The organism is Streptomyces sp. NBC_01445, from assembly GCF_035918235.1.
Taxonomy (GTDB): domain Bacteria; phylum Actinomycetota; class Actinomycetes; order Streptomycetales; family Streptomycetaceae; genus Streptomyces.
In genome coordinates this window covers 8,195,532-8,210,000 of the sequence record NZ_CP109485.1, presented here as the reverse complement: position 1 = coordinate 8,210,000, position 14,469 = coordinate 8,195,532, and the positions used below count along the sequence as shown (strand labels likewise).

General features: G+C 71.1%; 11 protein-coding genes (1 of these 11 cut by a window edge). 8 read left to right on the top strand and 3 right to left on the bottom strand.

The genetic code is table 11. The features are described from left to right. A protein-coding gene (gene ptsP, locus OG574_RS37365) for a phosphoenolpyruvate--protein phosphotransferase (RefSeq protein ID WP_326778745.1) crosses the window boundary here: on the top strand, window positions 1–1,149 show its 3' portion. It extends 522 nt beyond the left edge of the window; the window shows 1,149 of its 1,671 coding nt (coding positions 523–1,671); the start codon falls outside the window, past its left edge; it ends in the stop codon at window positions 1,147–1,149. Between the two features lie 62 nt (window positions 1,150–1,211). On the opposite strand, the gene OG574_RS37360 is transcribed toward ptsP, so the two are convergent. Together OG574_RS37360 and OG574_RS37355 are read right to left on the bottom strand one after the other, a co-directional pair. Beyond that, entirely contained in the window at window positions 1,212–2,114 is a 903-nt protein-coding gene (locus OG574_RS37360) for a hypothetical protein (protein WP_326776804.1), read from the bottom strand. Window positions 2,115–2,192: 78 nt separating this feature from the next. Then, complete coding sequence (locus tag OG574_RS37355) at window positions 2,193–4,169, bottom strand: acetoacetate--CoA ligase (protein ID WP_326776803.1); 1,977 nt, start codon at window positions 4,167–4,169, stop codon at window positions 2,193–2,195. 214 nt (window positions 4,170–4,383) lie between these two features. Between OG574_RS37355 and OG574_RS37350 the strand changes: the two genes are divergently transcribed. After that, the gene (locus OG574_RS37350) at window positions 4,384–6,741 is read left to right on the top strand and encodes a glycoside hydrolase family 31 protein (RefSeq protein WP_326776802.1); all 2,358 of its coding nucleotides are present in this window, start codon (window positions 4,384–4,386) and stop codon (window positions 6,739–6,741) included. Between the two features lie 38 nt (window positions 6,742–6,779). On the opposite strand, the gene OG574_RS37345 is transcribed toward OG574_RS37350, so the two are convergent. Next, window positions 6,780–7,313 carry an NUDIX domain-containing protein gene (locus OG574_RS37345; RefSeq protein ID WP_100597510.1) on the bottom strand — a complete coding sequence of 178 codons (534 nt, stop codon included), beginning with the start codon at window positions 7,311–7,313 and terminating at the stop codon, window positions 6,780–6,782. 72 nt (window positions 7,314–7,385) lie between these two features. Here OG574_RS37345 and OG574_RS37340 point away from each other — a divergent pair, with 72 nt between their 5' ends. The 6 genes from OG574_RS37340 to glpK all read left to right on the top strand — a co-directional run bounded on the left by OG574_RS37340 (window position 7,386) and on the right by glpK (window position 14,410). After that, window positions 7,386–8,210 (top strand): M15 family metallopeptidase, encoded by an 825-nt coding sequence (locus OG574_RS37340; RefSeq protein ID WP_326776801.1) that lies wholly within the window; start codon window positions 7,386–7,388, stop codon window positions 8,208–8,210. Between the two features lie 60 nt (window positions 8,211–8,270). Further along, window positions 8,271–8,717: a Zn-ribbon domain-containing OB-fold protein gene (locus OG574_RS37335; protein WP_326776800.1), complete on the top strand. Its 447-nt coding sequence runs from the start codon at window positions 8,271–8,273 to the stop codon at window positions 8,715–8,717. Further along, entirely contained in the window at window positions 8,714–9,904 is a 1,191-nt protein-coding gene (locus tag OG574_RS37330) for a lipid-transfer protein (RefSeq protein ID WP_326776799.1), read from the top strand. Before OG574_RS37335 ends, OG574_RS37330 begins: the two co-directional genes overlap by 4 nt. 106 nt (window positions 9,905–10,010) lie before the next feature. After that, a complete protein-coding gene (locus OG574_RS37325) occupies window positions 10,011–11,699 on the top strand; it encodes a GGDEF domain-containing protein (protein ID WP_326776798.1) in 1,689 nt (562 codons plus the stop codon). Between the two features lie 364 nt (window positions 11,700–12,063). After that, window positions 12,064–12,816: an MIP/aquaporin family protein gene (locus tag OG574_RS37320; protein ID WP_326776797.1), complete on the top strand. Its 753-nt coding sequence runs from the start codon at window positions 12,064–12,066 to the stop codon at window positions 12,814–12,816. 76 nt (window positions 12,817–12,892) lie between these two features. Next, window positions 12,893–14,410: a glycerol kinase GlpK gene (gene glpK / locus OG574_RS37315; protein ID WP_326776796.1), complete on the top strand. Its 1,518-nt coding sequence runs from the start codon at window positions 12,893–12,895 to the stop codon at window positions 14,408–14,410. The last annotated feature ends 59 nt before the right edge of the window (window positions 14,411–14,469 follow it).

Here is a 14,469-nt window from a genome sequence, read left to right as displayed (position 1 = left end):
GGCTTCGTCACCGAGGAGGGCGGGCCGACCAGTCACAGCGCGATTCTGGCGCGTGCGCTCGGGGTGCCGGCCGTGGTCGCGCTGCCCGGTGCGGGTGAGCTCGCCGAGGGCACGGTGATCGCAGTCGACGGCAGCACCGGCGACATCTTCGTCGATCCGAGTCCGGAGAAGCGGGCCGAGCTGGAGGCCGCCTCCGCCGCGCGGAAGGCCGCGCTGGCCGCGTCGTCCGGTCCCGGTGCGACGTCTGACGGTCACAAGGTGCCGCTCCTTGCCAATGTCGGCGGTCCGGCCGACGTGCCGGCCGCGGTCGAGGCCGGTGCGGAGGGTGTGGGGCTCTTCCGTACCGAGTTCCTGTTCCTGGACGACAGCAGCCGCGCTCCTTCCGAGGAGAAGCAGGTCGAGGCGTATCGGAAGGTTCTCGAGGCGTTCCCCGAGGGCCGGGTCGTGGTGCGCGTCCTCGATGCCGGTGCGGACAAGCCGCTGGACTTCCTGACGCCCGCCGACGAGCCGAACCCGGCTCTGGGTGTGCGTGGACTGCGCTCGCTGCTCGAGCACCCTGAGGTGCTGCGTACGCAGCTGACCGCGCTGGCCAAGGCTGTTGAGGGCCTGCCGGTCTACCTCGAGGTCATGGCGCCGATGGTCGCCGACCGTGCCGACGCGAAGGCCTTCGCCGACGCGTGCCGTGAGGCGGGGCTTGAGGCGAAGTTCGGCGCGATGGTCGAGATTCCGTCGGCCGCTCTGCGGGCGCGTTCGATCCTTCAGGAGGTCGAGTTCCTTTCCCTGGGGACCAATGACCTGGCGCAGTACACGTTCGCCGCTGACCGGCAGGTCGGTGCGGTGTCCCGGCTTCAGGACCCGTGGCAGCCCGCGCTGCTCGACCTGGTCGCCCTGTCCGCGGATGCGGCGAGGGCCGAGGGCAAGAGCTGTGGCGTCTGCGGTGAGGCCGCATCCGACCCGCTGCTCGCGTGTGTCCTGACCGGTCTGGGCGTCACCTCCCTTTCCATGGGTGCGGCGTCGATTCCTTACGTGCGGGCGACACTCGGCAAGTACACGCTGGCGCAGTGCGAGCGTGCGGCCTCGGCCGCCCGTGCCTCGGACTCCGCCGAGGAGGCCCGCAAGGCCGCTCAGGCCGTGCTGTCCGGCGAGTAGCCACAAGCCGGTTCGCCGTCGTGGGGCGCTTCACCTTCGTGGTGGAGCGCCCCACGGTCGTTTCAGTGGGTGTGCCCGACCTCGGGGCCGGTGTCCCCGAGATCGGGTGCCGCGCAGTAGTCGACGCCGGACTCGGGTGCGACGAGGTCGCCGGACTGGGCGTCGGTGCAGTAGGCGTCGAAGACTTCTGCCGCGGTGAGCGGTAGCAGGCGTTCGTCGCGCAGGCGCCAGCCTTGGACGCGGTCGTCCGTGTCCGGGGCAGTGGTGCGCATGACCAGGCCGCCCGGGCTTGCCGTGGCGATGCCGAGTGCGAGGACCGTGGTGAACTCGAGCGCCTCCTTCTCGTCGAGTCGTGTGCTGTCCTCGGTGCAGCGGTCGACGTGGAGTACCGACAGCACCGATTCCGCGTCGGTGGGAATGCTGCACACGAGGTGGTGGGCGCCGGTGCCTGCCGTGTCTAGGACCCGCGTCAGGAGGTGCGAGGCGCGGGCGAAGGCGTCCCTTCCGATGTCCCGGCCGCAGGCGCCGCACGGTCCGATCCGGGCGAGGACGGACGAGGCGTACTCCCAGGTGGCCTGGCGGACGGCCTCGTCGACCAGGTCGGGCAGGAGGTCGGCCAGGGGCTGTCCCTCGTAAGGGACGGTGGTGCCCATGACGGCGAGTTCGGCGGTGAAGCGGGTGCGGCTGGCGGGGGTGTCCGGTTCGAGGCCGGTCTCGGCGCAGAACTCCGCGTACTCCTCGGGGTCGAAGAGGGCAACGGTGGTGTGTCCGCCCTGCGCGGCGAGGGTCTGGAGGAGGTTCTCCACCTGCTGGAGGTACGTGTCGTGGTCGTCGAAGGCGAAGGTGCGGTAGCTCCGCATTGCCGTGAAGTCGCGTTCGTCGGCGAGCAGGCCGATGATGCCCGCGACTTCACGGCGCAGGACGCGTCGCATGCCGGCGTGCTGGGTGTTCTGGGTGTGCGCCATGGTTCCCCCTGAGAGCTGTAGTCAATGCTCACTCAGAGTAATCGGGGGCACTGACAACGGCGGGGGAACCGGGTTCGGTCAGGGGCGGTTGCGGGCGATGTCCTCGTAGAAGCGCAGGAGTTCGACGCTGTCCACCGAGCCGAGGTTGACGGCCTTTTCGAGGGGGGTGCCCTGGAGGAGGCGTTTGACGGGGACCTCGATGCGCTTGCCGGTGAGGGTGTGCGGGACGCCTGGGGCTTCGATGATGTCGTCGGGGATGTGGCGCGGGGAGAGGTTCTCGCGGATGGTCTGCTTGATGCGGGCTCGGAGGTCGTCGTCGAGTACGGCGCCGGGCGCGAGGTGGACGAACAGGGGCATCCAGTAGCCGCCGTCGGGCTGTTCGAGGCCGATGACGAGGGACTCGCGGATTTCGGGGAGGCGTTCGACGGCCTCGTAGATGTCGGCCGAACCCATGCGGACGCCCTGGCGGTTCAGGGTGGAGTCCGAACGGCCGTGGATCACGACCGAACCGCGGGAGGTGAGGGTGATCCAGTCGCCGTGCCGCCAGACGCCGGGGTAGGTGTCGAAGTAACTGTCGTGATAGCGGCTGCCGTCGGGGTCGTTCCAGAAGCGGATCGGCATCGAGGGCATGGGGTTGGTGACGACGAGTTCACCGACTTCGTCGATGAGCGGTTTGCCCTGCGGGTCCCAGGACTGGAGGTCCGTGCCGAGGCAGGGGGCCTGGAGTTCGCCGATGTGGACGGGCAGGGTCGGGACGGCTCCGGCAAAGCAGGAGCAGACGTCCGTGCCGCCGCTGACGGAGGCGATCCAGAGGTCTTCGCGCACCTCGTCGTGGAGCCAGCGGAAGCCGTCGGGTGGGAGTGGCGAGCCGGTCGTGGCGACGCACTTGACGCGGGACAGGTCGTGGTCGCGCGAGGGGTGGACGCCGGCCTTGCGGCACGCCATGACGTAAGCGGCCGAGGTTCCGAAGAGGGTGGCTCCGGTGCGTTCGGCGACGGCCCACTGGGCGCCGGTGTCGGGGTAGCCGGGGCTGCCGTCGTAGACGACGATCGTGGTGCCCGTGAGGAGGCCGGAGGCGAGGAAGTTCCACATCATCCAGCCGGTGGACGTGTACCAGAAGAACCGGTCGCCGGGGCCGAGGTCGCAGTGCAGGCCGAGCTGTTTGAGGTGCTCGATGAGGATGCCGCCCTGGGACTGGACGATCGCCTTGGGGAGTCCCGTCGTTCCTGAGGAGTACAGAACCCACAGCGGGTGGTCGAAGGGGACGGCTTCGAAGACGGGCTCAGTGTCGGCGGATGTGAGCTCTGACCACTCAAGGGCCCCTTCGGGGGCGTCCGTGCCTAGCAGCGGGATGTGGACGACCGCGCGGAGAGTGGGCAGTTCGGCGCGGAGTTCGCCGACCGTGTCGCGGCGGTCGTGCTCCTTGCCGCCGTAGCGGTAGCCGTCGACGGTGAACAGGACGACGGGTTCGACCTGCTGGAAGCGGTCGAGGACACTGCGGGCGCCGAAGTCGGGGGCGCAGGACGTCCAGACTCCGCCGACGGCCGCGGTGGCGAGGAGGGCGACGACGGCCTCGGGGATGTTCGGCAGGTAGCCGCTGACGCGGTCGCCCGGGCGCACGCCGATGGCGCGCAGTTCGGCGGCGAGCGAGCCGACCCGGCGGCGCAGTTCCGCCCAGGTCACGGGGCGAGGTTCGTGTGTCTCGTCCACGTGGAGGATGGCCGGGGTGTCCGCGCGCTCGGGGTCCGTGGCGGTGCGCAGGGCGTGTTCGGCGTAGTTCAGGGTGGCGCCGGGGAACCATTCGGCTCCGGGCATGGAACGGTCGCCGAGCACGCGCGCGTACGGGGTGGTGAACCGGACGTCGAACCAGTCGGCGACAGCCTTCCAGAACGTGTCGAGTTCGGTCACCGACCAGCGGTGCAGCGCTTCGTAACCGCCGTCGGCCGGGGCTCCGTAGTGTTCGGACGCCCAGGCCTGAAAGCGCGTGATCTGCGCTTCGGCGATGAATTCCTTGTCGGGCTTCCAGAGCGGCGTCGGATTCGCTGCGGACGGCATGGGGCGGCTCCCGGATGTACGCGTGGTGTGCGTCGGTCCCGCGCACGGGCCGGTGTGTGCGCGTGACGCGGCTGACAGGGACGATGCCACGTGATCGACTTCCGCACCAGGTTGCGCCCCACATAGTCCGTGTCGTGAAGATGTGCTGCCACCACGGATGAACGGCAGTTGAACGACTCACTATTGCGCGCCCCGCAATGACAGGGTGAGCAGCATGAACGGTCGTGACCTGGTACGCGCGGTGAGGGCGGTTGGCTTGGTGGGTGCGGTCCAGGGTTTGCGGGCGGTGCGGTCCTCGTGGCGCAGGAAGCGGGCCGATGCGGTGGGTCTGCGGCGCCGGGGGCCGGAGCGGGCGCGGGTGCCGGGTCCGGTGACGGGGGCCGAGCCGGCGCCCGGTGGTGGTGTCGTCCGGTTCACGCGCTCCCGGCTGCGAATCACGGTGACGGTGACGGGCGCGGTCTTCTGGGGCTGGGACGGGGCGGACCCGGAGCCGTCGTACGCACTGGCGGGTTCCTGTCCGCTGCCGGATCCCCGGGCTGTCCTGGAGCCGGACAAGGACGGCGGCTGGCGGGTGGTGGCGGAGCGGGTGACCGTCGTCGTGTCGCGGCACGGCGCCGTCTCCGTGTGCACTCCGGGCGGTGTGGTGCTGCGGCGTGATCTGCCGCCACGTTGGTGGGAGCCCGTGGACGGGGGCGAGGCGCGGTGGGTGCAGCGGTCCGAGGTGGCCGCCGACGCGCGGTTCTTCGGGCTGGGCGGCCGGGCCTCGGGGCCTCGGCTGCGGGACGGCGCGTACCGGCTGTGGAACACCGATCCGGGCGGTTCCTTCGGGCCTGGTGACGATCCGCTGTATCTGACCATGCCGGTGCAGATGGTGGTTGCCGACGCCGGCACCCATCTGGTGTTCCACGACAACTCGTGGGACGGCACGGTGACCCTGTCGGAGGGCGCGGAGGGCGCCGGTTCCGGGCACGACCGGGCGGGGACCTGCGAGGTCCGGATGGAGGGCGGGCCGCTGCGCTGCTGGGTCATGGTGGGTGCCCCCGCGCGCGTGCTGCGCGCGTGGGCGTCGCTGACCGGTGCGCCCGCGCTGCCGCCGGCCTGGGCGCTCGGGTATCAGCATGCGCGCTGGGGCTTCGGCGGGGGGCACGAAGTGCGGCGGATCGTCGCGGGCTATCGGGAGCGGGGGCTTCCGCTCGACGCGGTGCATCTGGACATCGATCATCTCGACGCGTTTCAGGTGTTCACCGTCGACCAGGAGACGTATCCGGGGCTCCCGCGGCTCGCCGAGGAGCTGCGCGGGGAAGGTGTGCGGCTGGTGTCGATCGTCGACCCCGCGGTCAAGGCGGAGGCGGGTAACGCCGTGTACGACGCGGGAGCGTCCGTGGACGCCTTTGTGAAGGACGCGGCGGGGAGACCGGTACGTGGCGTGGTGTGGCCGGGTGAGTCCGTGTACCCCGACTTCACCGACCGCGCGGTGCGCAAGTGGTGGGGCGGCCTGTACGAGGAGCGGCTCGCCCAGGGGTTCTCGGGGTTCTGGCACGACATGAACGAGCCGGCGTCGTTCGCCGCGTTCGGTGACCCGACGCTGCCCCGCTCGGCACGGCACTCCCTTGAGGGGCGGGGCGGTTGCCATCGGGAGGCGCACAACGTGTACGGGCTGTGCATGGCGCGCGCCGGGTACGAGGGGCTGCGTGAACTGCGGCCCCAGGAGCGGCCGTTCCTCTTCTCGCGCTCGGGCTGGGCGGGGATGCAGCGCTATGGAGGGACGTGGTCCGGGGATGTGGCCACGGGGTGGCCCGGTTTGCGCGCGTCGTTGTCCCTGGTGCTGGGCCTCGGGTTGTGCGGAGTGCCGTATTCGGGCCCGGACGTGGGCGGGTTCGACGGGGATCCGTCCCCTGAGCTGTATCTGCGGTGGCTCCAACTGGGTGCGTATCTGCCGCTGTTCCGTACGCATGCGGCGCTGCGGGCGGGGCGTCGGGAGCCGTGGGAGTTCGGTGACGAGGTGCTGGGGCACGCGCGCGTGGCGCTCGTCGAGCGCAGACGGCTGCTGCCCTACTTCGTGACGCTGGCTCATCTCGCGCGGCGTACGGGCGCTCCATATGTGCGGCCTGTGTGGTGGGACGCTCCGGAGGACAGGGCGTTGCGGGACTGCGAGGACGCGTTCTTGTTGGGTGACTCCGTGTTGGTGGCTCCGGTCCTGGAGCCGGGTGCGGACCGGCGGGCGGTGCGACTGCCACGTGGGCGCTGGTACGACACGGAGAGCGGGCAGGCTCACGAGGGGCCCGGTCAGGTTCTGGTGGACGCGCCGCTGTCCCGTGTTCCCGTCTTCGCGCGGGCGGGCGCGGTGATCCCGGTGCGGGGCGAGGACGGGGAGCTGTGCCTTGAGGTGTGGGCTCCGGCGCAGGGGCGTACCGGCGGCGGGGTTGTCGTGCCCGACGTCGGTGACGGCTGGCAGGCGCCGGACGTCCAGCGCTACACCACGCGGTGGAGCGGGGGCAGTTTGGTGGTGGAGCGGCAGGACGAGGGAGGGCCGGCCGAGCCCGCGTACCCGGTGCGGATCCGCGGGCTCTGAGCGTTCAGAGGGCTGGGGAGGTCATGCGGCGGTGCGCGTCACACGTAGCGGCCCTCGAACCAGGCGCGGGCGGCCAGGGTGTGGAGGGGGAAGGCGAGTTCGGCAGGGCGGCGCAGGAGGTGCCAGCCTTCGGTCTCGTCCGTGACGGCGGGCTCGGGCAGTTCGGCGGCCGGACGTTCCGGGAGGAGGCCGAACAGGAGCAGGTGTCCGTCGGGCGAGCTCATCGCGTCGGCGAGGCGCACGTCGCGGCTCGCCGCCTCGATGCCCGTCTCCTCCTTGAGCTCACGGACGACGGCGTCCTTCCAGTCCTCCCTGTGGTCGACGAACCCGCCGGGCAGGGCGACTCCCCCGCGCGCGGGGGCGATGGTCCGGGTGATCACGACGAGAGCGGAACCGCGGCTGTCATAGACGGCCTGGAGGGCGACCGCGACCGGCAGGGGGTTGCGGTAGCTCACGTCGGCGCAGGCCGGGCACGTGCGCGGCCATCCCGAGACGTCGGGTCCGTAGGCGGTTCCACAGCTCGAACAGTGAGAATCCGGAACGGCGTTGGTTATGTGGTGGGGTGCTGACACGCCGCGGACTGTATCCGATCGCGAAGCGCCGCTCTTCCCTGGCCACCCTTGATCCTGATAGATGCAGGGTTCATGACACGAACAGCAACTGCCGTACGCAGACTCGCCGTCACCGCTGCCGCCGCGCTCCTGTGGACCGCCACCGCTCCCAGCGCCGCGCAGGCGAAGCCCGAACCCAAGGCTCCCGCACAGTTCGTGGCGCTGCGGGACGTCGACCCGACGATCATCCAGGAGATCCGCTACATCACTCCGCACAACTTCGTCGGCGCGCCTGTGGACGGCTACGAGAAGCCGATGTGCATCCTCACCGAACCTGCCGCGAAGGCGCTCCACAAGGCGCAGGCGGGGCTCCTGAAGCGGGGTTACTCGCTGAAGGTGTACGACTGCTACCGGCCGCAGCGGGCGGTCGACCACTTCGTGCGCTGGGCCAAGGACCTCGACGACCAGCGGATGAAGGCGGAGTTCTATCCGCAGGTCGACAAGACGCGACTGTTCGCCGACGGTTACATCGCGGAGAAGTCCGGGCACAGCCGGGGCTCCACGCTCGATCTGACCGTCGTGAAACTGCCGGCGGTGCCCACGCGCGCGTACGTGCCCGGTGAGCGGCTGGCGCCTTGCTACGGACCGAAGAAGGACCGTTTCCCCGACAACTCGGTGGACATGGGTACGGGCTTCGACTGCTTCGACACGCTCGCCCACACCGATGACCCGCGGATCCAGGGGGCGCAGCGCGCGAACCGTGACCTCCTGCGGGACGCCCTGGCCGCGCAGGGGTTCGTGAACCTGCCCGAGGAGTGGTGGCACTTCACGTACAAGCCGGAGCTCTTCCCGGACAGGTACTTCGACTTCCCCATCTCGCGGCGTTCCCTGAGCGGCGGGCCCATGGCACACTTCTGACGGTCCATCAGATCTGCTGGTGTTCTGGTGGCGTCGTCGGAATCCAGCGCGGGAGGGGCCTTGTCGCGTACGCGCACACCTGTCGTGGCCGATTGGTTCACCGGGGAGGGAGAGGACTTCCGGCTGCTCGGCACGCGCTGCTCGGCCTGCGCCTCGGTCTTCTTCCCCCGCGAGGACACCTTCTGCCGCAACCCCGGCTGCGCCGGAGGGGAGCTGCTCTCCGTGCCGCTCTCCCCGCGCGGCCGGGTCTGGTCGTACACGGACAGCCGGTACCGGCCGCCCGCGCCGTACGTGTCCGATCCGGAACTTCCATGGCAGCCGTACGCGTTGATCGCTGTGGAGCTGGAGGCGGAGCGCATGGTGGTGCTCGGGCAGGCGGTTCCCGGAGTCTCCGTGGCCGACCTGGAGGTGGGCATGGAGGTGGAGGTCGTGCCCGGCGTGCTCGACGAGGACGGGGACACGACCTGGACGGCGTGGCACTGGCGGCCGACGGGGGTGGCGGCATGACGGACGACGTGGCGGTGCTCGGGGCGGGCATGCACCCCTGGGGCAAGTGGGGGCGCGGTTTCGTCGAGTACGGGACGGTGGCGGCGCGGGCGGCGCTCGCCGACGCCGGGGTCGACTGGCGCGACGTGGACTCCGTCGTGGGCGCGGACACGGTGCGGGGCGGGTACCCGGGCTATGTGGCGGGCGCGACGTTCGCGAAGGCGCTCGGCTGGCAGGGCGCGCGGGTCGCGAGCGTGTACGCGGCGTGTGCCTCGGGCGCCCAGGCGGTCAACGCGGCGCGTACGCAGATCCTCGCGGGGCTCGCCGACGTCGTGCTCGTGGTGGGTGCCGACGCCGCTCCCAAGGGGTTCTTCCGGCCCGCGGGCGGGGACCGGCACGACGATCCGGACTGGCTGCGGTTCCGGGTCCTCGGCGCGACCAACCCGGCGTACTTCGGCCTGTACGCGCGCCGGCGCATGGCCGTGCACGGGGACACCCTGGAGGACTTCGCACAGGTCAAGGTGAAGAACGCGGCGGCGGGCGCGCTCAATCCGAATGCCCGGTACCGCAAGACGGTGACGGCCGACGAGGTGGCCGCGTCGGCGGTCGTCGCCGATCCGCTGCGGCTCCTGGACATCTGCGCCACGTCCGACGGGGCGGCCGCGCTCGTGCTGTGCGGCATGGACTTCGCGCGCAAACACGGAGTACGCAACCCGGTGCGGATCCGCGCGGTGTCGACGGTCACGCCGACGTATCCGAACACGGTGCTCGACCTCCCGGACATCGCCACCGACTCGGCCGCGGCCGTCGAGCCGGACGGCGTTACCTTCCGCGCCTCCATCGCGCGGGCCGCGTACGAGGAGGCCGGAATCGGCCCGGAAGACCTCTCCCTCGCCGAGGTGTACGACCTGTCGACCGCTCTGGAGCTCCAGTGGTACGAGGATCTGGGGCTGTGCGGCGAGGGCGAGGCGGCGAAGCTGCTGAGGGAGGGGGCGACGGCGCCGGGCGGGCGCATACCCGTGAACGCCAGTGGCGGACTCGCGTCCTTCGGAGAGGCGGTCCCCGCACAGGCCATCGCCCAGGTCTGCGAGCTGACATGGCAGCTGCGCGGCACGGCGGGCGCCCGGCAGGTGGCGGACGCGCGCGTGGGAATCACGGCGAATCAGGGACTGTTCGGGCACGGCTCGTCCGTGGTCGCGGTCCGCTGACCGGCAGCCTCCTATGGATCCGTACGCTGCGTGTTCGGCCGAAAAGGGTGCGTGAACAGCTCGTGAACTGCGCCTGGGCGCGCGCCGGGGGCGCCATTATGCTTCCGTGCCTTCCTGGACGGACGCTCTCCGTTTCGCCTTCCAGCCGGTCGTCAACCTGACGACCGGCGCCGTGGCGGCCCTGGAGATACTCGCCCGTCCGGAGGTCGGCGACGTGCTGGCACAGGCCCGGCGCGACCCTGAACTCGACGGCCGGCTTGCCGCGTTGGCGGTGCGCGCGGCGGCGCAGCGGGAGACGCTGCTGCCGCTTCACATCAATGTGTTCGCGGGGACGGTGGCGGACCTCGGTGGTCTCGCCGCACTCCGGGACGCCGTCCGGGACGTGGGGCGGCTGCCCTGGGAAGTGACGGTCGACATCGGTCCCCCGTTCACCCACGTGCCGCACCGGGCGCTCCTCGAGGGGGTCACGGTCCTGCGCGAGGAGGGCTTCCGGATCTGTGCGGACGGCGTGGGTGACGGCGACCTGCCACTGCGGCTCCTGGTCGACCTGGCGCCGGGCCTCGTGAAGCTCGATGCGTCGCTGCTGTCGCGTCGCGCGTCGGTGAGCGCGATGCGGACGCTGTGCGAGGGGCTGGGCGCGCTGCTCGCCGTCGAGGGCGTGGAGACGGAGTTGCAGTGCGGCGCCGCTCGGGAGGCCGGTGCGCAGCTGGCCCAGGGCGAGCTGTTCGCGCCGCCGTCACGGCTGCCGGCGGCCGATGTGTACGTCCCGGCTCTCACTCCCCCGGTGGCGTCGCCGCCGCCTTCGGGGCCGCCGGTGCGCCAGTTCGTGCGGCCCGCCGCATTGCTGCCCGCATCGGCCTCGGCGGGGCGCGTACGCGCCCTGCTCACCGGGTCTCCCGACGTGTCGGGCGTGCTCCTGGTGGACTCGGCGGGCGCACCGGTGCGCTCGGTGCAGCGGGACCGCTTCCTGTTGTCCCTGTCGGGCCGCTACGGGCACGCGCTCTACGCCGACCGGCCGGCCGCCCGCCACGGGGACCGACCGCGCACGGTGGGCGTGGACGCCACTGCCTGGGAGGTCCTCGACGTACTCGCGGACGGCGAGCGCAGCCGTACGGCCGACGACGTCGCGGTCGTCGACAAGCGGGGCCGCTGCGTGGGCATCGTGCGGCTCGCCGATCTCGTGCGCGCGCTGGCCGAGAGCCGGGTCGAGGAGGCGGCGGCGCTCAATCCGCTGACGCGGCTGCCCGGTTCGGACGCCATCACGGGCGAGGTGGACCGGCGGATCGCGCAGGGGCGCGGATTCGCCCTGAGCTGGCTGGACATCGACGGGTTCAAACAGGTCAACGACGGGGCGGGGTTCGCCGCGGGTGACGATCTGATCCGTGAGGTGGGCAGGTCCCTGGAACGGGCCGCGTCGGAGGCGACCAGGGTGGGGCACATCGGGGGCGACGACTTCCTGGTCCTGGCCGATCCGGACGGGCTCGATCCACTGGCGTCAGCGGTACTCGACGTGCCCTGGGTGGCGGGCGGTAGGCCCGTCACGATGTCGCTCGCCACGGTGCTGTGCGCGGCGGGCAGCGTCGCCGACCACCGGCAGGCGGCCGCGTCGCTGGCGCCGCTCAAGCAGGCCGCCAAGGCGCTGCCGGGGGCGAGTTGGGTCATCGGCCGCTCGGACACGCCGGGGCACGAGGTGCGGCGGGGTATGCGTTCGGGGGCGGCCCCGGTGTCCGGGGCCGCCTGGGCGGGGACAGGACCGCGCACGGAAGCGGAATCGGGCCGGGCAGCCACGGGATGAGGCGGGCGCGGGCCGTACGGGCGGGCGCCGCCCAACCGTTCCCGTCCGCGACCTTGACGCTCCATCACGGCCGGTGAACACTTCCCCGTGTCAGTCGGCATCGCCGCACGTCGTCCCACCGCCGCTCAGGGCCCCAGCCTGTCCGTCGGGCTCCTCCTGTCGCGTCCAGGCAGGTCAGGGCCTTCTTCCTGCGGCGATACGAGCGATCCGGCTGAGCGGGAACGCTTGTCGCGGGCGCCGGGCGGGGCGCGGGAACGCCTGCCGTCGACCGTTGCAGCCAGAGCCATCCAGAACCAGCCATGGAAAACGCACCCTGCACTGAGGACCGGGGCGTACCGCTCCGGGCGAGGGCCTAGGAGCCGCCATGAGCAATGGAGACATCTTCGTCGGTGAGGTCATCGGGACCGCGATCCTGATTCTGTTCGGCGCCGGCGTGTGCGCCGCGGTCACGCTCAAGCATTCCAAGGCGAGAGCCTCGGGATGGGTCGTCATCGCGTTCGGATGGGGCTTCGGCGTACTGGCCGGGGCGTACACCGCCGCGCCCCTGTCGGGGGGCCAGCTCAACCCGGCGGTGACGATCGGTATCGCCGTGGACACCGGCAAGTGGGACAAGGTCTGGGTCTATCTGCTCGGCCAGATGGTCGGCGCGATGCTGGGCGCCGTGCTGGCCTATCTCGTCTATCTGGCCCAGTTCAACGCCAACGTCACATCGGAGTCCGCCGACGGCGAAGCGGAAGACGACGGGCCCACTCCGACACTCGGGATCTTCTCCACGATCCCCGAGATCAACAACCCCGTGGCCAACCTGATCACCGAGATCATCGCGACCGTCGCCCTCGTGCTGCCCATCCTCGCGTTCGGGCTCACCAAGGGGCTCGGGGAGTCCGGCACGACCGTACTCGTCGTGGCATTCCTGGTCGTCGGGATCGGTCTCTCGCTCGGTGGGCCCACCGGGTACGCCATCAACCCGGCGCGCGACCTCGGCCCGCGCATCGTGCACTCGTTGCTGCCGATCCCCAACAAGGGCACGTCCGGCTGGGGTTACGCCATCATCCCGGTGGCCGGGCCGCTGATCGGCGGCGCGCTGGCGGGGCTCATCTACAACGCGGCGTTCTGACCGCGGCCGCGCAGCCGCCACGCCGCTTTCGCGTCCCCGCGCGCGGGGACCTCGGACGAAGACGAAGGGGAGTCACATGCCCGACAACGATGAGAAGTACGTCGCCGCCATCGACCAGGGCACCACGTCGAGCCGCTGCATCATCTTCAACCACGGCGGCGAGATCGTCGCCGTCGACCAGCGCGAGCACCGGCAGATCTTCCCGAAGCCCGGCTGGGTGGAGCACGACGCCACCGAGATCTGGTCCAAGGTGCAGGCCGTGGTCGCCGGCGCGCTCGCCAAGGCCGGGCTGCGGGCCGACGACCTCAGCGCGCTCGGCATCACCAACCAGCGTGAGACGACGGTCCTCTGGGACCGGGCCACGGGCCGGCCCGTGCACAACGCGATCGTGTGGCAGGACACCCGTACGTCGGCGCTGTGCAACGAACTGGGCGGCACGGACGGGCAGGACCGCTTCCGGGAGCAGACCGGCCTGCCGCTCGCGAGCTACTTCTCCGGGCCCAAGGCGGCCTGGCTGCTCGACAACGTGCCGGGGCTGCGCGCCCGCGCCGAGCGGGGCGAGATCGCGTTCGGCACCATCGATTCCTGGCTCATCTGGAATCTGACGGGCGGCACGGACGGCGGCGTGCACGTCACCGACGTCACCAACGCCGGGCGCACCATGCTGATGAACCTGGAGACGCTCCAGTGGGACCAGGGGATCCTGTCGGCGATGAACGTGCCGGAGGCGGTGCTACCGGAGATCAGGTCGTCGGCCGAGGTCTACGGGACGGCCGTCGGCCAGCTCTCCGGCGTGCCGGTCGCGTCCGCGCTCGGCGACCAGCAGGCGGCGATCTTCGGGCAGGCCTGCTACGACACGGGGACGGCCAAGAACACGTACGGCACGGGCAGTTTCCTGCTGCTCAACACCGGGAACCGGCCCGTCCCCTCGAAGAACGGGCTGCTCACCACCATGGGGTACAAGATCGGCTCCGAGGCCCCCGTGTACTGCCTCGAAGGGTCGATCGCGATCACCGGCGCCCTGGTCCAGTGGTTCCGCGACCAGCTCGGGATCATCCGCACCGCCGACGAGATCGAGACGCTCGCGGCGAGTGTGAGTGACAACGGCGGCGCCTACATCGTGCCGGCCTTCTCCGGCCTGTTCGCGCCGTACTGGCGCTCGGACGCGCGGGGTGTCGTCACGGGGCTGACCCGGTACGTCACCAAGGCCCATCTGGCGCGGGCGGTCCTGGAGGCGACGAGCTGGCAGACGCGCGAGGTCGTCGACGCGATGTACCAGGACTCCGGCGTGCAGATCACGACGCTGAAGGTCGACGGCGGCATGACCAAGAACAATCTCCTGATGCAGCATCAGGCGGATGTCCTCGGGGTGCCGGTGATCCGGCCTCGGGTGTCGGAGACGACGTGCCTGGGCGCCGCCTACGCGGCCGGGCTCGCGACGGGGGTGTGGAACGACCTGGACGAGCTCAAGGCGCACTGGCAGCGCGACGCGGAGTGGACGCCGGCGATGGACGGCGGGACGCGTGAGCGCGAGTACCGCAACTGGCGCAAGGCCGTGGAGAAGAGCTTCGGCTGGCACGACGACGAGGCGTGACGGTCGGCGTGCGCCTCTTGTGACTGGCACGTGGTCCTGGCGAGGGCCACGCGCGCGTG